The sequence below is a fragment of the Stenotrophomonas genospecies 5 genome (assembly GCF_054473825.1).
The window spans coordinates 2,970,123-2,986,997 of record NZ_JBTMUW010000001.1; the positions used below are offsets into that span (position 1 = coordinate 2,970,123).

17 protein-coding genes are annotated in these 16,875 nt (G+C 67.3%); 10 read left to right on the forward strand and 7 right to left on the reverse strand.

The annotated features are described in order from the left end of the window. Nucleotides 1-41: 41 nt before the first annotated feature. The 8 genes from ACX9OW_RS13650 (at nucleotide 42) to ACX9OW_RS13685 (ending at nucleotide 7,811) form a co-directional block, all read left to right on the forward strand. Entirely contained in the window at nucleotides 42-968 is a 927-nt protein-coding gene (locus ACX9OW_RS13650; protein ID WP_053515559.1) for a phosphoribosylaminoimidazolesuccinocarboxamide synthase, read from the forward strand. Nucleotides 969-1,086: 118 nt separating this feature from the next. Further along, on the forward strand, nucleotides 1,087-1,572 hold the full coding sequence (locus ACX9OW_RS13655) for an Mpo1 family 2-hydroxy fatty acid dioxygenase (RefSeq protein WP_053515557.1): 486 nt from the start codon (nucleotides 1,087-1,089) through the stop codon (nucleotides 1,570-1,572). 331 nt (nucleotides 1,573-1,903) lie between these two features. After that, on the forward strand, nucleotides 1,904-4,732 hold the full coding sequence (locus tag ACX9OW_RS13660) for a monovalent cation/H+ antiporter subunit A (protein ID WP_346480338.1): 2,829 nt from the start codon (nucleotides 1,904-1,906) through the stop codon (nucleotides 4,730-4,732). Next, nucleotides 4,732-5,109: a Na+/H+ antiporter subunit C gene (locus tag ACX9OW_RS13665; RefSeq protein ID WP_053515553.1), complete on the forward strand. Its 378-nt coding sequence runs from the start codon at nucleotides 4,732-4,734 to the stop codon at nucleotides 5,107-5,109. Before ACX9OW_RS13660 ends, ACX9OW_RS13665 begins: the two co-directional genes overlap by 1 nt. After that, nucleotides 5,106-6,641: a monovalent cation/H+ antiporter subunit D gene (locus ACX9OW_RS13670; RefSeq protein ID WP_053515551.1), complete on the forward strand. Its 1,536-nt coding sequence runs from the start codon at nucleotides 5,106-5,108 to the stop codon at nucleotides 6,639-6,641. Before ACX9OW_RS13665 ends, ACX9OW_RS13670 begins: the two co-directional genes overlap by 4 nt. Further along, nucleotides 6,638-7,144: a Na+/H+ antiporter subunit E gene (locus tag ACX9OW_RS13675; protein WP_180875583.1), complete on the forward strand. Its 507-nt coding sequence runs from the start codon at nucleotides 6,638-6,640 to the stop codon at nucleotides 7,142-7,144. The genes ACX9OW_RS13670 and ACX9OW_RS13675 overlap by 4 nt, the downstream gene beginning before the upstream one ends. After that, complete coding sequence (locus tag ACX9OW_RS13680) at nucleotides 7,141-7,425, forward strand: K+/H+ antiporter subunit F (protein ID WP_053515548.1); 285 nt, start codon at nucleotides 7,141-7,143, stop codon at nucleotides 7,423-7,425. The genes ACX9OW_RS13675 and ACX9OW_RS13680 overlap by 4 nt, the downstream gene beginning before the upstream one ends. Beyond that, nucleotides 7,422-7,811 carry a Na+/H+ antiporter subunit G gene (locus tag ACX9OW_RS13685; protein WP_053515546.1) on the forward strand — a complete coding sequence of 130 codons (390 nt, stop codon included), beginning with the start codon at nucleotides 7,422-7,424 and terminating at the stop codon, nucleotides 7,809-7,811. Before ACX9OW_RS13680 ends, ACX9OW_RS13685 begins: the two co-directional genes overlap by 4 nt. 64 nt (nucleotides 7,812-7,875) lie before the next feature. Here ACX9OW_RS13685 and ACX9OW_RS13690 read toward each other — a convergent pair whose 3' ends face one another. Both ACX9OW_RS13690 and ACX9OW_RS13695 read right to left on the reverse strand, forming a co-directional pair. Then, the gene (locus ACX9OW_RS13690; RefSeq protein WP_053515544.1) at nucleotides 7,876-8,841 is read right to left on the reverse strand and encodes a sodium:calcium antiporter; all 966 of its coding nucleotides are present in this window, start codon (nucleotides 8,839-8,841) and stop codon (nucleotides 7,876-7,878) included. Between the two features lie 73 nt (nucleotides 8,842-8,914). Continuing rightward, the gene (locus ACX9OW_RS13695) at nucleotides 8,915-9,571 is read right to left on the reverse strand and encodes a hypothetical protein (protein ID WP_279941867.1); all 657 of its coding nucleotides are present in this window, start codon (nucleotides 9,569-9,571) and stop codon (nucleotides 8,915-8,917) included. A gap of 121 nt (nucleotides 9,572-9,692) precedes the next feature. Between ACX9OW_RS13695 and ACX9OW_RS13700 the strand changes: the two genes are divergently transcribed. Further along, nucleotides 9,693-10,217: a hypothetical protein gene (locus ACX9OW_RS13700; RefSeq protein ID WP_459062394.1), complete on the forward strand. Its 525-nt coding sequence runs from the start codon at nucleotides 9,693-9,695 to the stop codon at nucleotides 10,215-10,217. Nucleotides 10,218-10,220: 3 nt separating this feature from the next. Here the strand turns inward: ACX9OW_RS13700 and hmgA are convergent, their stop codons facing one another. Further along, on the reverse strand, nucleotides 10,221-11,519 hold the full coding sequence (gene hmgA / locus ACX9OW_RS13705) for a homogentisate 1,2-dioxygenase (protein ID WP_459062395.1): 1,299 nt from the start codon (nucleotides 11,517-11,519) through the stop codon (nucleotides 10,221-10,223). Between the two features lie 83 nt (nucleotides 11,520-11,602). Next, complete coding sequence (gene hppD / locus ACX9OW_RS13710; protein ID WP_227255313.1) at nucleotides 11,603-12,715, reverse strand: 4-hydroxyphenylpyruvate dioxygenase; 1,113 nt, start codon at nucleotides 12,713-12,715, stop codon at nucleotides 11,603-11,605. 129 nt (nucleotides 12,716-12,844) lie between these two features. Between hppD and ACX9OW_RS13715 the strand changes: the two genes are divergently transcribed. Further along, nucleotides 12,845-13,339, forward strand: a complete 495-nt coding sequence (locus tag ACX9OW_RS13715) for a MarR family winged helix-turn-helix transcriptional regulator (protein WP_065174367.1) — start codon at nucleotides 12,845-12,847, stop codon at nucleotides 13,337-13,339. A 43-nt stretch (nucleotides 13,340-13,382) separates the two neighbouring features. Here ACX9OW_RS13715 and ACX9OW_RS13720 read toward each other — a convergent pair whose 3' ends face one another. The 3 genes from ACX9OW_RS13720 to ACX9OW_RS13730 all read right to left on the reverse strand — a co-directional run bounded on the left by ACX9OW_RS13720 (nucleotide 13,383) and on the right by ACX9OW_RS13730 (nucleotide 16,769). Continuing rightward, nucleotides 13,383-14,522 (reverse strand): hypothetical protein, encoded by a 1,140-nt coding sequence (locus ACX9OW_RS13720; protein WP_459062396.1) that lies wholly within the window; start codon nucleotides 14,520-14,522, stop codon nucleotides 13,383-13,385. A gap of 131 nt (nucleotides 14,523-14,653) precedes the next feature. Then, on the reverse strand, nucleotides 14,654-15,253 hold the full coding sequence (locus tag ACX9OW_RS13725) for a thioredoxin family protein (RefSeq protein WP_053519849.1): 600 nt from the start codon (nucleotides 15,251-15,253) through the stop codon (nucleotides 14,654-14,656). Nucleotides 15,254-15,269: 16 nt separating this feature from the next. After that, entirely contained in the window at nucleotides 15,270-16,769 is a 1,500-nt protein-coding gene (locus ACX9OW_RS13730) for a peptide MFS transporter (protein ID WP_053519850.1), read from the reverse strand. Between the last annotated feature and the right edge of the window lie 106 nt (nucleotides 16,770-16,875).

Genomic DNA, 16,875 nt, shown 5'->3' on the forward strand with positions numbered 1-16,875 from the left:
GTCCGTTGGGCAGCCGTATCGACAACGCCCCAGGAGTGCCCGTGCCAACCACGCTGTTGCAATCCGATCTCCCCGGCCTGCCCTTGCGCCACCGCGGCAAGGTGCGTGATGTGTTCGATATCCCGCGCGAGCGGCTGCCTGCAGGGACCCCGCCGGGCGACTACCTGCTGATGGTCGCCACCGATCGCCTGTCGGCGTTCGACGTGGTGCTGCCCGACCCGATCCCGGGCAAGGGCGAAATGCTCTGCCAGGTCTCCAATTTCTGGTTCGCCAAGACCGCGCACCTGATGCCCAATCACCTGACCGGCATCGACGTGGCCAGCGTGCTGCCTGAAGGCGTGGACCCGGCGCTGTACGCCCGGCGCGCCGTGGTCACCCGCAAGCTGAAGCCGGTGCCGGTGGAAGCGATCGCCCGCGGCTACCTGATCGGCAGCGGCTGGAAGGACTACCAGCGCACCGGCAAGGTCAGCGGCATCGACCTGCCCGATGGGCTGCGCCAGGCCGAGCAGCTGCCCGAACCGATCTTCACCCCCTCGACCAAGGCCGCGGTGGGCGACCATGACGAGAACATCGATTTCGATGCGATGGTGCGGCAGGTCGGCGCCGAACTGGCCGAGCGCGTGCGCGATGCCACCCTGCGCATCTACAAGTTCGCCGCCGATTACGCCCGCGAGCGCGGCATCATCCTGGCCGACACCAAGTTCGAGTTCGGCACCGATGCCGACGGCCGCCTGTACATCATGGACGAGATGCTGACGCCGGATTCATCGCGTTACTGGCCGGCCGACGAGTACGAAGTGGGCACCAGCCCGCCCAGCTACGACAAGCAGTTCGTGCGCGATTACCTGGAGACGCTGGACTGGGGCAAGACCGCCCCGGGCCCGAACATCCCGGCGGAGATCATCGAGCGCACCCGCGCCAAGTACGCCGAGGCGCTGCAGCGTTTGGCCGGGATCAGCGTCGACTGATCCCCTGCGCCCCCCGGTCGCAGCGACCGGGGGCGTCGTGCCCGGCAGCGCCCAGGGTGGCGCTGTGCGAAGGCGCCCGGGAGTATGCTGTCGGCCTCACCGGAGGAAGCGAAGAAGCATGCAGACCACCACCGAGCTCGCGCGGCCGATCGACCGCTACTTCGCCAGCTACTCCGACGATCACCGCAATACGATCAACCAGCGCATCCACGTGGTCGCGGTACCGGCCATCCTGTGGTCGGCCGTGGCCCTGCTGTGGTGCCTGCCCCCCCTGATCACCTGGTTCCAGTACGGCATCTGGTCGGCGTTCGCGATGTTCAGTGCCTGGTGCTTCTACAACAAGCTGTCGCGTCCGCTGGGCATCGGCATGCTCATCCAGTTCTTCGTGTTCGGCTGCCTGTGCCGCCTGCTGGAGGCCGAGATCGGCCTGCACAACCTGTTCTGGCTGGCGGTGACGGTGTTCGTCGTGGCCTGGATCGCGCAGTTCATCGGGCACAAGTTCGAGGGCCGCAAGCCCAGCTTCCTGACCGACCTGACTTACCTGCTGATCGGCCCGGCCTGGGTGATGGCCAAGCTCTATCGCAGGCTCGACTGGCGTTACTGACACGCCTCCGGGCGAGCGTCACCCTCGCTTCCTGAACGGGCGGGTTTCCTCACCTGCAGTCCACCGCCGGCCTGCCAGCCTGCACGCTCTGCCCCTCTGCCGGGGCGTCTGTCGCAGCGGCAGCCCCTGTGCGACAGGGCCTGCGGTCGCCGTGCGCGGGCGTAGGGTGCAGCTGGCCGCAGCCCCTGGCCGGCACCGCGGAGTAGATGCTGCACTGCAAAAAAATGAATCAGCGAACGTTACAGGCAATTGATCGCCGTTCGATGGCTTTCGGCGACATTTCGCAGCCTGTTATCCTCACTGACCTGCTCGTGAATCATGGATTCCCTGCATGCTCCCCAGCCTGCCTCTGCTGCTGGCCCTGCCGTTCCTGATGGCAGCGGCTGTTGCGGCCTTCCCCCGTAGTTCGCGCTCGACTGCTGCCTGGCTGGCGGCGCTGGCGCCGTTGGGCGGCTTGGCCATTCTCGGCTGGCTCACCCCGGCGGTGCTCGACGGCCAGATCGTCCGCTCCCTGCTGCCCTGGCTGCCGCAGATCGGCCTGGACTTCCATCTGCGGCTGGACGGCCTGGCCTGGATGTTTGCCGGCCTGGTGCTGGGCATCGGCGCGCTGGTGGTGCTGTACGCGCGGTACTACCTCAGTGCGCAGGACAACGCCCACCGCTTCTACTGCTACCTGCTGCTGTTCATGGGCGCCATGCTCGGCATGGTGCTGTCGGGCAACCTGCTGTTGCTGATGATCTTCTGGGAAATGACCAGCATCAGCTCGTTCCTGCTGATCGGCTTCTGGTCGCATCGCCAGGACGCGCGCGAGGGCGCACGCATGGCGCTGGTGATCACCGGCGGCGGCGGGCTGGCCCTGCTCGGTGGCGTGCTGCTGATCGGGCGCATCGTCGGCAGCTTCGACCTGGATGTGGTGCTGGCGGCCGGTGAACAGATCCGCGCCAGCGCGCTGTATCCCTATGCCCTGTTCCTGGTGCTGGCCGGCATCTTCACCAAGAGCGCGCAGTTCCCGTTCCATTTCTGGTTGCCGCATGCGATGGCGGCGCCGACACCGGTCTCGGCCTACCTGCACTCGGCCACCATGGTCAAAGCAGGCGTGTTCCTGCTGGCGCGCCTGCATCCGGCACTGGCCGGCAGCGACCTGTTCTTCTATACGGTGAGCGGCATCGGCGCGCTCACCCTGCTGATCGGCGCCTGGAACGCGATCTTCCAGCACGACCTGAAAGGGCTGCTGGCGTATTCGACGATCTCCCACCTGGGCCTGATCACCCTGCTGTTCGGCCTGTCCACGCCGATGGCGGTGGTCGCCGGCGTGTTCCACATCCTCAACCACGCCACCTTCAAGGCGTCGCTGTTCATGGCCGCCGGCATCATCGACCATGAGACCGGCACCCGCGACATGCGCAAGCTGGGCGGACTGCGGAAACTGATGCCCTTCACCAGCGCACTGGCGATCATCGCCTCGCTGGCCATGGCCGGCATTCCGCTGCTCAACGGCTTCCTGTCCAAGGAAATGCTGTTCGCCGAGGCGATCAGCGCCGGCGGCACCGAGACCATGCGCATGGCGGTGTCGATCGCGGCGTTGCTGGCCGGCGTGTTCGGCGTGGCCTACAGCCTGCGCTTCGTGCACGACACCTTCTTCGGCCCCGGCCCGCACGGGCTGGACCGCGTTCCCCATGAACCGCCGCGCTGGATGAAGGTACCGGTGGAACTGCTGGTGGTGGTCTGCGTGGCAGTCGGCATCGCGCCCGCGCTGACGGTGGCGCCGGTCCTGCATGCCGCTGCCGCCTCCATCCTCGGCAGCGCCATGCCCGAGTACAGCCTGTCGGTATGGCATGGCTTCAACCTGCCGCTGGCGATGAGCGCGATCGGCGTGGTGGGCGGCATCGCCCTGTACTTCGGCCTGCGCAAGCTGATCAACCTGCACGCCGTGACCAATACCACCACCGGCCGCAACGTGTTCCATGCGCAGCTGGATGCGGTTTCCGCACTGGCCATGCGCCTGACCAACGGCATTGCCAACGGCAGCCTGCAGCGGATGCTGCTGGGCCTGGTGCTGGTCGCGATCGTGGTGGCCGCCGCGCCGTTCGTGGCGAACCCGGCGTCCCCGAACTGGACCGCGCCGCAGCCGATTCCACTGCTGGGCTGGGCGTTGTGGCTGGTGATGATGGGCTGCGCGATCGCCACGCTGCGTGTGTACAAGCAGCGCCTGCTGGCGGTGCTGCTGGTGGGCGGCGTCGGCCTGATGGTGGCGCTGACCTTCGTGTTCCTGTCGGCACCGGATCTGGCACTGACCCAGCTGCTGGTGGAGATGGTGACCCTGGTCCTGATGCTGCTGGGGATGAACTATCTGCCCGCGCAGTCCGGACCGGAGCGGCCGCGCTGGCGCAAGCGCCGCGACGCGCTGATCGCGGTCATCGCCGGTTCCGGTCTCGGCGCGCTGGCCTATACCGCGATGACCCTGCCACCGAACACCATGGCCGGTGAGCTGGTGGCGCGTGCCCTGCCCGAAGCGTATGGCCAGAACGTGGTCAATGTGATCCTGGTCGACTTCCGCGGCTTTGATACCTTCGGTGAGATCACCGTGTTCGGCATCGCCGCGCTGGTGGTGCACGCGCTGCTGCGCCGCACGCGGATGGCCCCGGAGCAGATCATGCCCGGGCCGCCGATCAAGCTGCCGGTACCGGCCGACCTGGCGCAGATCATGTTCCCGCTGACGCTGACGGTCTCCATCTTCCTGTTCCTGCGCGGTCACAACGCCCCGGGCGGCGGGTTCATCGCCGGCCTGGTACTGGCGGTGCCGCTGCTGATCCAGTACGTGATCCAGGGTACGGCGTCGGTGGAGTCGCGCTTCGGCTTCGACTACATCCGGTGCATCGGCACCGGCCTGCTGATCGCGCTGCTCAGCGGCAGTGCTTCGATGCTGTTCGGCGTGCCGTTCCTGACCAGCGGGCACCTCGACCTGCACCTGCCGCTGATCGGCGACGTGCCGCTGGCCAGCGCGATCGGCTTCGACATCGGCGTGTACCTGGTGGTGTTCGGTGGCGCCATGCTGATGCTGTCGATGATGGGCACGGTCAAGCCCTCTCGAACCCGCACCGCCCGCAAGGGCGAGATCGATCTGCAACGCCGTTCGGCCCGCACCGGGGAGATGCACTGATGGAACTGGCCCTGGCCACCGCGATCGGCGTGCTGACCGCCATCGGCGTGTACCTGCTGCTGCGGGCGCGCAGCTTCGACGTGATCCTTGGCATGACCTTCCTGTCCTACGCCACCAACCTGCTGATCTTTGCCGGTGGGCGCCTGGTGCAGGGCAAGGCACCGGTACTGCAGGAAGGCGTCGAAAGCCACCTGGGCAACTACACCGACCCGTTGCCACAGGCGCTGGTACTGACTGCCATCGTGATCGCCTTCGCGATGACCGCAGTGAGCATCGTGCTGGCCATGCGCAGCCGCAGCGACAACCACAGCGACCACGTGGACGCGCACGAGCCCGATGACGATGCGCCGCCGCGCCAGGGCGAGGACCGCGCATGAACCATCTGGTGATCCTGCCGATCCTGGTTCCCCTGCTCGGCGCCGCACTGTCACTGTTCGTCGAGCATCGCCGCTATGGTCCGAAGGTACAGCGGACTGTGGCCTGGACGGCACTGGCGGCCCTGGCCGTGGTGGTCGGGCTGCTGTTCGCCGATACGGCAGGCGGTGACATCCGCGTCTACCTGCTGGGTGACTGGCCCTCGCGCCTGGGCATCGCGCTGGTGGCCGACCGGCTGTCGGCGTGGATGCTGCTGACCACCCTGCTGCTGGCCATCCCCTGCCTGCTGCATGCCTGCTCGGGCTGGGACCGGCGCGCGCCGCACTTCCATGCGCTGTTCCAGTTCCAGCTGGTCGGCCTCAACGGTGCGTTCCTCACCGGCGACATCTTCAACCTGTTCGTGTTCTTCGAGGTGATGCTGATCGCTTCCTACGGCCTGCTGCTGAGCGGCGGCCGTGGCCTGCGCATGCGCATCGGCCTGCACTACGTGGTGTTCAATGTCACCGCATCGACGCTGTTCCTGATCGCACTCGGCCTGCTGTACGCCTCGCTCGGCTCGTTGAACATGGCGGAGCTGTCGCAGCGCATCGCCGAGGTTCCGCCGGCACAGCTGACCCTGGTGAAGGCCACGATGGGCCTGCTGCTGCTGGTGTTCTGCGCCAAGGCCGCCCTGATGCCGCTGTACCTTTGGCTGCCCGAATCGTACGCGCGCGCACCTGCTGCGGTCGCTGCGCTGTTTGCGATCATGACCAAGGTCGGCCTGTACGCCGTGCTGCGCGTGCAGATGCTGTGGTTCGGCGAGGACGCCGGCGCGATGGCCGGATACGGACGCGACTGGCTGCTGTGGGCCGGCGTGGCCACGCTGGTACTGGGCGGCCTGGGCGCGCTGGCCGCCGCGCGCCTGCGCGTGCTGATCTCCTACCTGGTGATCGTCTCGGCCGCGACCCTGTTCATTGCCTTCTCGGTGGGCACGCCGAAGGTGCTCTCCGCCGGTCTGTACTATCTGCCACACAGCAGTTTCGTCGCTGCCGCGCTGTTCCTGGTGGCCGACCTGATCCGACGCCGACGCGGCGGTGCCAGCGACCGCAAGGAAGTGATCGCACCGATGCCGGGCAAGGAAACGCCGGCGGTACTGTTCCTGATCGGCGCCGTGTCGGTCGCCGGACTTCCGCCGCTGTCGGGCTTCCTGGCCAAGGCCGCCCTGCTGGCCGGGATGCCGGCGCAGTACACCGGCGCGGTATGGACGGCCGTGCTGGTCAGCAGCCTGCTGGTCATCATGGGCCTGACCCGAGGAGGCATCCGCCTGTTCTGGCGCGTGCCGCTGCCCGAGCCGGACGCGCCGCCGCCCCGCAAGGCCAAGCTGCGCAGGGTCGAGCTGTTCGCTGCCTGCATCCTGCTGGCCTACGGCATCGGCATGACCCTGGCCGCCGCCCCGCTGATGCGCCATACCGACGCCACCGCCGCCCAGCTGCTGCAGCCGGGCGAGTACGTGCAGCAGTTGCGCGCGACCACACCGGAGATCCGCCAGCCATGACCGCGCAACGCCCCCTGTTCCGCCGCCTGGTACCGTCGCCCGCACTGAGCATGATGGTGGTGGCGTTCTGGCTGCTGATGTCCGACAGCTTCAACCTTGGCCAGATCCTGCTGGGCCTTGTGCTGGGCGTGGTCGTGCCGCTGTTCGCCGCGCGCCTGGATCGCGAGTTCGCCCGCATCGGTACGTTGCGCCCGGTACCGAAGCTGCTGTGCGTCACCCTGTGGGACATCCTGATGTCCAACATCCGGGTGGCCCTGCAGGTGCTCGGCCCGGAGAAGAACATCCATCCGGGCTTCATCTGGCTGCCGCTGGACATCGCCAACATCCACGGCATCGCCGCGCTGACCAGCATGATCACCCTGACCCCGGGTACGGTGTCGGCGGCACTCAGCGACGACCGCAGGTTCCTGCTGGTGCACGTGCTGCACCTGGAGGATCCACAGGCGCTGATCGACACGATCAAGCAACGTTACGAAGCCCCGTTGATGGAGATCTTCCCATGACCGGTTTTGAAGTCATCCAGACCACCCTGGTGGTATGCATGCACGTGGTCGGACTGGCCATGCTGCTGGCGACCTGGCGCCTGCTGCGCGGCCCGAGCGTGCCCGACCGCATCCTCGCCCTGGACACACTTTCAGTGACTGCCATCGCCGAACTGATGCTGTTCGGCATGTACCTCAACTCGCCGATCTACTTCGAGGCCGCACTGGTGATCGCCATGCTCGGCTTCGGCAGCACCGTGGTGCTGAGCAAGTTCGTGCTGCGCCGGGACATCGTCGAATGATCACCGCGATCCAGATCGGCCTGTCGGTCCTGCTGCTGTTCGGCTGCTTCTTCATCCTGGTCGGTGCGCTGGGCCTGGTGAAGCTGTCGACCTTCTTCAAGCGGCTGCATGCGCCGACCAAGGCCAGCACGCTGGGCGTGGGCTGCGTGCTGGTGTGTTCGGTCTGCTACCACATCTTCCTCGGCCAGGATCCGCAGCCGCGCGAGCTGCTGATCACCGTCTTCCTGTTCATCACCGCGCCGATCAGCGCGCACATGATGGCCAAGGCCGCGTTGTCGCTGCTGATGGAAACCCGTCCTACCCTGCCCGGCAACGAACGGGCTGCCGAAGAGCAGCTGCCGCCGCCGGAGCCGGCGCGGAAAGAAGAGCAGAGCCCGACACGCTGATCACACGGCTCCCCGCATCCACTCAGGGCGGGGATCTGCTGCCGAGCCGTGCATGGGCTCGGCGCTACAGTGCCGGTGCACCCACCAGCAGCAGTTCCAATACGAACCAGCCGACGAACGCCACCAGCAGGATCACGCCTTCGCCACGGCTGATCTTCAGGTCGCCACGCAGCATCGGATACAGCACCAGGGCAAAGGCCAGCAGCGCGGGCAGTTCCAGGCGCACGAACGATGCCGGCAGGGCCAGCGGCTGCAGCGCCGCCATCGCGCCGATCACCAGCAGCAGATTGACCGCGCTGGAGCCGAGCACGTGGCCCAGCACCATGTCGCCATGGCCACGCCGCGCAGCGGCGATGGCGGTGGCCACCTCCGGCAAGGCCGTGCCGATCGCAAGCGGCAGCAGGCCGACCAGCAGCGGCGTCCATCCAAGTGCGACGCCGAAGTCGGCCGCCGCGCCAACGACCAGCCGCGCCCCCCAGTAAAGGGCCACCACGGCCACCAGCACACGCAGCACATTCAACGGCAGGCTGGTGCGGCTCAGCGCCGATCGTGCGATGGCCGCCTGCACATCGGCGGTTTCACTGCGGCCACGGCGCATCAGCACGGCCTGCATGACGACGAAGCCGGCCAGCAGCACGACACCTTCCCAGCGCGCGAGGCGGCCATCCAGCCCGAACAGGATCAACAGAACGCCGGCCCCCAGCAGCGACCACCAGAGCACGGCCTGCAGGCGCGCGCGCAGCAGCAACGGGGCCGCGATCGCCGCGATCGCCAGGGTCAGGCCCAGGTTGGCGATGCTGCTGCCCACCGCGTTGCCCAGCGCCAGTTCCGGCTGGCCCACGGCCAGCGCGCGGGCGTTGACCACCAGCTCCGGCATCGACGTCGCCACGCCGAGCAGCAGCAGACCCGCCGTGAACGGGCGGGCACCGAAGCGCTGGGCCAGGCCGGAAACGGCCTTGACGATGGAGTCTCCGCCGAGCCCCAGCAGCAGCAGGCCAAGCAGAAACCAGGCGATGGCAATGGCGATCATCGAGCACTCCCCCAGCGGTCGTCGCGCGATTCTACGCTTGGCCCGGCCGCGAGGCTGGGCGCTGCATCAAGGATCAGCCACAACCTTCGGTGTAATCGACCTGCGGGGTCTGGCCGACCCGCCACGCGCTGACCCGGCCGTCGGGCCCCAGGGTGAAATCGATCACCGCCGCACCTTCCTGCGCCGGACGCACGCGCAGGTGCTGGGCCTTGTCGTCGTACTTGTCGGGACCGACATCGGCACGCTCCGGATACAGCACCTGCAACTCGCCCAGGGTCATGCCGACCCTGCCGCCGCCTGGCGCGGTGATGGCGGCGCTGCGCACGTCATAGCGGACCAGCTTGCGGCCTTCGATCATCAGGCGTGGGTCATCGGCCTGCTGCGGACGCAGGAAATAGCAGTCCTCGTTGCCGTCGTCGGCCGGCAATGGCCTGCCTGCCGCATCGCTGCCCAGCCCCTGCAGCGGCGCGCCGAAGCCGCTGCGCACCTCGGCGATGCCCGCACCCAGCGCCACCCCGCCGAAACCGTCCAGGCGCGCGGGGCTGTCGGCGCGGGCATCGTTGGCCGGCCGTGACGCCAGGTCCGGATCGGCCGATTGTGCCGGGCCGGTGGCACTGGCGGTCTCGGCCGGCGAGTCGCTGCCGCTGCCGGCCGCTCCCTGTTTGTCCGAACCACCGCCACAGGCGGTCAGGGACAGCAGCATCAGACCAGCCAATGGCAGCAGCTTCATCGGTATCGCTCCAGGAGGGATGGGCGGACGCTACCGCAGGCCGCGTGCAGGCGCTGCATTGTCATCGCTGTTTCATCGCCTTCGTTCAGGCTCGGCGTGCACCGTCCTGGCTGTCCCATCCATGCAACCGCGCAAGACCGATCTCGCCCGAACCGCGCTGCAGGCGCACCGCGCGCCGCTGGACATGCGCCAGCGCCGGCTGCTCATCCTGTGCGATGGCCAGCGCAGCGTCACCGAGCTGAGCGGGCTGATGGGCCAGGAGACGCCGGCCATGCTGATCCAGCTGATCCATGCCGGCTATCTGGAAACCGACGCCCCGCCTCCCGCGGCGGCGGCATCCGGGCGCACACCTGCCCGGCCGCAGGCACCCGCGCCTGCGGCCACGCCGATCGAACGGCGCCGCTCGCTGGTCGCCTCACGGATCTATCTGCTGGGCATCCTGGAGATGCAGCGGCATCCGCAGGCAGCGGCGCTGTTCCGCGACCTGCAGCAGGCACGCGCGCAGACCGATGTGCTGCAGGTGCTGCACTCGGCGTTGCAGGTACTGCCCACGCTGACCTCCGAAGGCTACTGCGAACGCGTACGGCAGCGGCTGCTGGAAGTCCTGCCGCTGGAGCACTGCGACGCCTTCACCGATGCCGCATGAGGCTCATCGGAAGTTGTTGCGCAGCCCTGCCCAGCACTGCTGGTAATCGGCCTGCCGGTGCCCGGCATCAAGCGCCTGGGCGGTCGGGCGGATCACCGCGCGGGTCTCGAACATGAAGGCCATGGTGTCCTTGACCACGTCGGGCCTGGACAGATCGGCACTGGAGGCCCTGTCGAAGGTCGGTGCATCCGGTCCGTGGCCGCTCATGCAGTTGTGCAGGGAGGCGCCGCCCGGCACGAAGCCTTCGGCCTTGGCATCGTAGGCACCGTGCACCAGGCCCATGAACTCGCTGGCGATGTTGCGGTGGAACCAAGGTGGCCGGAAGGTGTTCTGCGCCACCAGCCAGCGCGGCGGGAAGATGGCGAAATCCATGTTGCTGGTCCCTGCTGTGTCGCTGGGCGAATGCAGTACCAGGAAGATCGACGGGTCCGGGTGGTCGTAGCTGATCGAACCGAGGGTGTTGAAGCGGCGCAGATCGTAGCGGTACGGCGCGTAATTGCCGTGCCAGGCGACCACGTCCAGCGGCGAATGGTCGATCGGCGCGCGCCACAGGCGTCCTTCGAACTTGGCGATCAGTTCGAACTCACCGTCGAGGTCCTCAAAGGCCGCATGCGGGGTTTCAAAGTCGCGCGGATTGGCCAGGCCGTTGGCGCCGATCGGCCCCAGATCGGGTAGCTTCAGCAGGGCGCCGTAGTTCTCGCAGATGTAGCCCCGGCTCGGGCCATCAGGCAGCTCGACGCGGAAGCGCACGCCACGCGGAATCACCGCGATCTGCTGCGGTTCGATCTCGATCACGCCCAGCTCGGTCAGCAGGCGCAGGCCACCCAGCTGGGGCACGATCAGCAGTTCGCCGTCGGCATCGTAGAAGTAGCGGCCAACCATGTCCCGGTTCGCGGCATACAGATGAATGCCGACGCCGGCGTGGGCATCCGGCGAACCATTGCCTCCCATGGTGTACAGCCCTTCGACGAAGTCGGTGGGCAGTTCCGGCAGCGGCAGCGGGCTCCAGCGCAGCTGGTTCGGCGAGGCCGGCTGCGAGCCGAAATCGCACTGCAGGCGCGATTGCGCGAACGGGGTGAACTCACCATGGGTCACCGCCGGGCGGATCCGGTACAGCCAGCTGCGCCGGTTGCTGCCGCGCGGCGCGGTGAAGGCGGTGCCGGACAGCTGCTCGGCATACAGGCCATGGGCCACCTTCTGCGGCGAGTTCTGCCCGACCGGCAGCGCGCCGGCCACAACTTCGGTGGCGAATTCGTTGCCGAAACCGGACTGGTAGCCACGGGCGGTGATGGAGGTGGACATGGGGGCTCCTGGAACGGCAAGGCCGGAACGGAAAGCCGCCGGGCATGGCCCGGCGCTACCGCTGAGGGTGCAGGTCTGAAACGTTACAGCACGCCGCGGCGGATCTGGTCGCGCTCGATGCTCTCGAACAGCGCAGTGAAGTTGCCTTCGCCGAAACCTTCATTGCCCTTGCGCTGGATGATCTCGAAGAAGATCGGGCCGATGCAGTTCTGGGTGAAGATCTGCAGAAGCTTGCGCTGGTGGGTTTCCGGATCGGCGTCGATCAGGATCTTGTTCTTCGCCAGGCGCGGCACGTCCTCGCCATGGTTCGGCACGCGCTGGTCGATCACGTCGAAGTAGGTGTCCGGCGTGTCGAGGAAATCCACGCCCTGCGCACGCATCGCCTCGACGGTCTCGTAGATGTTCTCGGTGAAGCAGGCGATGTGCTGGATGCCCTCGCCCTTGTAGGCATCCAGGTATTCGTTGATCTGGCTCTTCGGATCGGACGATTCGTTGAGCGGGATACGCACGATGCCATCCGGCGCGGTCATGGCCTTGGACACCAGGCCGGTCTTCAGGCCCTTGATGTCGAAGTAGCGGATCTCGCGGAAGTTGAACAGCCGCTCGTAGTAGTCCGACCACTGCTGCATGTTGCCGAAGTACAGGTTGTGGGTCAGGTGGTCGATGAAGGTCAGGCCGAAGCCCACCGGATGCTGATCGACGCCGGCGATCGGCTCGTAGTCGCCGTCGTAGATGCTGCCGGCGCTGCCATAGCGGTCGACCAGGTACAGCATGCAGTCACCGATGCCCTTGATGACCGGCGCGCCGACCGCCTTGCTGTCCGGCTTGAAGCCGATGGCCTCGGCACCGTTGCCCAGCGCGGTCTGGTAGACCTCCTGGCCCGGCTTCTTGAAGCGGATGGCGAAGCCGCAGGCGCACGGACCATGCTTTTCGGCGAAGTCGGCAGCGAACGAATCCGGGTCTTCATTGACCAGGAAGTTGACGTCGCCCTGGCGATAGACGGTAATCGGACGCTGCTTGTGCCTGAGCACCGCCGTGAAGCCCATCCTGCGGAAGTAGTCGTGCAGCTCCTGGCCGCGGCCGGCCGGGGCAGCAAACTCGACGAACTCGAAACCATCGATGCCCATCGGGTTCTCGAAGGTGGTGACCTGCATGCCCGGATTGGGATGCGAGGAGGGCTGGACTGCGGTATTCATGGCGGGGCTCCGAATCGGTACCGCATCGGTACAAACCAGGTGCGGGCAGGTAACGACCCGGCGAGAATGCAGGGTCTGGACCCAACCCTTATAGTTACACTTGAAACCACCAGCAAGGTGCACCGCAACATGAGCCCCGCCGATCCCGCTTCGACACGCCTGCGTGCATCGCACGTCCTGCTCGACCTGGAACAGTTCCTGCCCTACCGGCTGAGCGTGCTGTCCAACCGGGTCAGCGGCAACATCGCCAAGCTGTACGGTGATCGCTACGGTCTGGCCATTCCGGAATGGCGGGTCATCACCATCCTGGCGCTGTATCCCGGGTCGTCGGCCAGCGAGGTCTCCGACCGCACGGCGATGGACAAGGTGGCGGTCAGCCGCGCGGTGGCGCGCCTGCTCGAGCGTGGCTTCATCAAGCGCGAGACCCATGGCGACGACCGTCGCCGCTCGGTCCTGGCCCTGTCGGCAGCGGGCTTCGAGGTGTACGAGACCATCGCGCCGCTGGTGATCGAGATTACCCGCAAGCTGATGTCGGTGCTGAGCGAGGAGGAAGAACAGCTGCTGGAGACGCTGATCCTGCGCCTGGCGGGCGATGGCCTGGAACGGATGGGCGAAGGCGTCTGAGGCGTGCCGCCGGGGCTCGGCCCCGGTCTCAGGACAGCACGGTTCAGCTCAGGTGCTTGCGCCGCGCATGGATCCACGGCACTGCGAGTGCACCGATCGCGCCACCGGCAAAGCCCAGCGACGCGGCAACCGTGGCCGCTTCGACCGCCCCCGGCAGAGCCAGCGCGGCAGCCACCAGCAGCAGGGACGGCACGCCGACGAAGGTGCCGAGGAAGAAATGCCAGCGCGGCGACCACGTGTTGAGCTGCAGCAGGCTGACCGGTTGCCATGCTTCGCCGGCTGCGTCTTCGGCCATCTTCGCCACCACCTTGCCCAGATCCACCTCGGGCAGCGCGCGTCCCTGGCGCGCGGTCGCCAGCGCCTCGGCAACGGCGTCCACGGGCGGGAAAGCGGACGGCCATGGCACCGGTGCGGGCACCCCGTACGCCGTCAACAGCGGCACGCTCAGCCATGGCGCGACCAGTGGACGCATGCGACGGCGAGCGTGCACGCACCAGACCTGCGACTGGCCATGCGCGACCACGCTGTACAGCGCCAGCTCGGTGGCCGCCGGATAGCCCAGCATGGTCACCCGCGCGGCCAGGCTGTCCTGCCCTACGGCACGCAGGAAGCCCGCGCGGCTGCGCCCCTCCTGCATCCACGCCACGCCCAGCGCCCCGACCAGAAAGGCTTCGGCCACGTCCCTGCCGCCCGCAGTGGCGCGTTCGTCACTGGCCAGGTACCACGCCAGCGACTTCGGTTCGGCCACATCCGGCAGGCCCCAACGGCTGTCGTCGCCCAGCACATGACGCACCGGCAGGCGTGCGGCCGCGGTCTCGCCACGTTCTCCCGGCTGCAGGAACGGCAGCACGCCCTGGATGAAGGTGGACAGCTCGATGGCGCGTACGCCGTTGCCCTGCCATTCCGGCGGCAGCAGGCCGGCCAGCTGGCCCTGCGACGCCAGCGCATCGAGTCGCGATTTCTGTTCCACCAGCGTCTGCACCGCGCCCTTCAGCACGACGTTGTCAGGCAGCGCGATCTGCGGCAGGCGATGGTGCGGCGGGGCCGCTTCGGGGGCACTGTCGCCGATGCCGACGTCATCCAGCAGTGCGTCCTGTGCCGGCAGGGTCACGCCCTCGCCAGCACCACACTCGCCCAGGCTGCTGGCAGGATCGGGCAATCGTTCGGCGTGGTCGCTGTGCATGGGCGTTCCGGTAGGGTGCGTCGACGTCGGGTCGACCGGGAGCCTTGCCGGTAACGGCGTGCGTGCGATGAAATTGAGGCGGCGATGCTGGGAATGTGACGGCGCGCGCATCCGCCGGGCATGGCCCGGCGCTACCGATCAGGCGCCCACTGCTTGAGGAAGGCCATCACCTGCGCCGGCAGGTAGGTCTCGCCCCTGCGCATTGCCGCCGTTGCCTGCGGTGCCAACAGGGTGCCGTCGGCATCGAGCACCAGCAGGTAGGGGTAGTCGCGGCCCATCTCCGGGAACTGGCCGAGGAAAGCGCTGTTGGGCTTCTCGTCGCTCTCGTTGACCTTCACCCACACGTAGTGGGCATCGCGGAAACGGCGCAGGTCGCCATCCCCCTCCACGATCTGGTCCAGCGCATGACAGCGGTCGCAGCCGGCGTTGCCGACCTCGAGGATGATGCGCTTCTTGCCACGCTGGGCTTCCACCTTGGCGGTGGCCAGATCGTCGGCGGGGTCGCGGGCCGGGTCGAACTGTGCACTGAGCCCGGCGATGGCGGCGATATCCGCCGCCACCGGGGTGTTGCCCGAGGCCACCGGTTCGCTGGGGTCAGCGACCGGTGGCTCGGTGGGACGGGTATCCAGTGGCTGCGTCGGCCCGGTGGCGGCGGGTGGCGGGGGTTGCGAACACGCGCCGATCAGCGCCGCACAGACCATCCCCATCGCACCACCGAGCTTCGTACGCATGCCAGCTACCCTCTCATCACTTGACGCCGTGCATCAGCTTGTTGATCAGCGGGGCGATCAGGAACAGCACCACGCCGGAACCGATCAGGGCCCAGAAGCCGAAGGTATACCCCTTCAGTGCCGAATCGATCGTCATGCCGCCTTCACCACTGACGGCGCCGGCGAAGATGCCCGACAGGTTGTTGCCGATGCCGGTGGACAGGAACCAGCCACCCATGCCGAAGCCGACCAGGCGGACCGGGGCCAGCTTGGTCACCATCGACAGGCCGATCGGCGACAGGCACAGCTCACCGACGGACTGGATGACGTAGACCATGAACAGGGTCCAGAACGGGATCTTGCCGTCCACGACCATCTGCGACAGGGCAAACATCAGCAGGGCGAAGGCCGCGCCGTTGAACAGCAGGCCCAGGCCGAACTTGCGCGGGATGGACGGATTGGCGCGACCCAGGGCCACCCAGATCCAGGCGATCAGCGGCGCCAGGGTGATGATGGCCACCGAGTTCACCGACTGGAACCACGCGGTCGGGAAGGTCCAGTTGCCGAAGTCACGGTTGACGATGTTCTCGGCCAGGAAGGTGAACGAGCTGCCGGCCTGTTCGAAGAACATCCAGAACATGACGTTGAACGCGAAGATGATCAGCATGGCGATCACGCGGTCGCGCTGCACCTTGCCCTCGCGGATGCCTTCGACCAGCAGCAGCACGGCCAGCGCAGCGAACATCACGCCCAGGATCCAGGCCAGCGCGGTGGCGCCGGTCGCCAGCAGGAAGTAGGCGACCGGGATGGCGACCAGCGCGCCTACCAGCACCATCACGATGCGACCGAAGCCTTCGGCACCGGCCGGCGGTGCGCCGATGCCCTTCAGGCCGGCCCGGCCGATGTAGAACCACACCAGCGAGATCAGCATGCCCACGCCGGAGGCGATGAACACGACCTTGTACGACGGCATTTCCGAAGTGCCGAACACCTTGCGGGCCAGGTACTCGGTCAGCACCGGGGCGATCATCGCGCCGATGTTGATGCCCATGTAGAAGATGGTGAAGCCCGAATCGCGGCGCTCGTCCTTCAGGCCATACAGCTTGCCGACCATGGTGGAGATGTTCGGCTTGAACAGGCCGTTGCCCACGATGATCGTGGCCAGGCCGAGCTTGAACAGATGCTCTTCCGGCAGCGAGATCATGAACAGGCCGGCCGCCATGATGATCGCGCCGGTCAGGATCGAGCGCTGGTAGCCCAGCACCCGGTCGGCCACGTAGCCGCCGAAGATCGCCGCCGCGTACACCAGCGCCAGGTAGGCACCGTAGATGCGGCTGGCATCGCCCTCGCCGGCGGCGTTGCCGTTGTAGAACTGGGCGACGATGTACAGCACCAAGGCCCAGCGGATGCCGTAGAACGCAAAGCGTTCCCAGAACTCGGTCATGAACAGCATCCACAGCGGGCGCGGGTGGCCCAGCGTGGTCTTGAAGTCCGGCAGCGCCGGCTCCGGGGTGTTCGCAGTGGCGTTTACGCTCATGCGGGATTCCTGGTTCGGTGGATGACGAGCACGTCCGATGTGCAATGGAGCAACGCGCGAGGATCACCGACTTGTGGCGTTCACGTCAAATACACGCCGTTTGAGG

What these genes read in the sequence shown, in the direction of transcription:
- ACX9OW_RS13655 (WP_053515557.1), top strand. Translation starts at nt 1,087, where the DNA reads ATGCAGACCACCACCGAGCTCGCGCGGCCGATCGACCGCTACTTCGCC.
- ACX9OW_RS13660 (WP_346480338.1), top strand. Translation starts at nt 1,904, where the DNA reads ATGCTCCCCAGCCTGCCTCTGCTGCTGGCCCTGCCGTTCCTGATGGCA.
- ACX9OW_RS13665 (WP_053515553.1), top strand. Translation starts at nt 4,732, where the DNA reads ATGGAACTGGCCCTGGCCACCGCGATCGGCGTGCTGACCGCCATCGGC.
- ACX9OW_RS13670 (WP_053515551.1), top strand. Translation starts at nt 5,106, where the DNA reads ATGAACCATCTGGTGATCCTGCCGATCCTGGTTCCCCTGCTCGGCGCC.
- ACX9OW_RS13675 (WP_180875583.1), top strand. Translation starts at nt 6,638, where the DNA reads ATGACCGCGCAACGCCCCCTGTTCCGCCGCCTGGTACCGTCGCCCGCA.
- ACX9OW_RS13680 (WP_053515548.1), top strand. Translation starts at nt 7,141, where the DNA reads ATGACCGGTTTTGAAGTCATCCAGACCACCCTGGTGGTATGCATGCAC.
- ACX9OW_RS13685 (WP_053515546.1), top strand. Translation starts at nt 7,422, where the DNA reads ATGATCACCGCGATCCAGATCGGCCTGTCGGTCCTGCTGCTGTTCGGC.
- ACX9OW_RS13690 (WP_053515544.1), bottom strand. Translation starts at nt 8,841, where the DNA reads ATGATCGCCATTGCCATCGCCTGGTTTCTGCTTGGCCTGCTGCTGCTG.
- ACX9OW_RS13695 (WP_279941867.1), bottom strand. Translation starts at nt 9,571, where the DNA reads ATGAAGCTGCTGCCATTGGCTGGTCTGATGCTGCTGTCCCTGACCGCC.
- ACX9OW_RS13700 (WP_459062394.1), top strand. Translation starts at nt 9,693, where the DNA reads ATGCAACCGCGCAAGACCGATCTCGCCCGAACCGCGCTGCAGGCGCAC.
- hmgA (WP_459062395.1), bottom strand. Translation starts at nt 11,519, where the DNA reads ATGTCCACCTCCATCACCGCCCGTGGCTACCAGTCCGGTTTCGGCAAC.
- hppD (WP_227255313.1), bottom strand. Translation starts at nt 12,715, where the DNA reads ATGAATACCGCAGTCCAGCCCTCCTCGCATCCCAATCCGGGCATGCAG.
- ACX9OW_RS13715 (WP_065174367.1), top strand. Translation starts at nt 12,845, where the DNA reads ATGAGCCCCGCCGATCCCGCTTCGACACGCCTGCGTGCATCGCACGTC.
- ACX9OW_RS13720 (WP_459062396.1), bottom strand. Translation starts at nt 14,522, where the DNA reads ATGCACAGCGACCACGCCGAACGATTGCCCGATCCTGCCAGCAGCCTG.
- ACX9OW_RS13725 (WP_053519849.1), bottom strand. Translation starts at nt 15,253, where the DNA reads ATGCGTACGAAGCTCGGTGGTGCGATGGGGATGGTCTGTGCGGCGCTG.
- ACX9OW_RS13730 (WP_053519850.1), bottom strand. Translation starts at nt 16,769, where the DNA reads ATGAGCGTAAACGCCACTGCGAACACCCCGGAGCCGGCGCTGCCGGAC.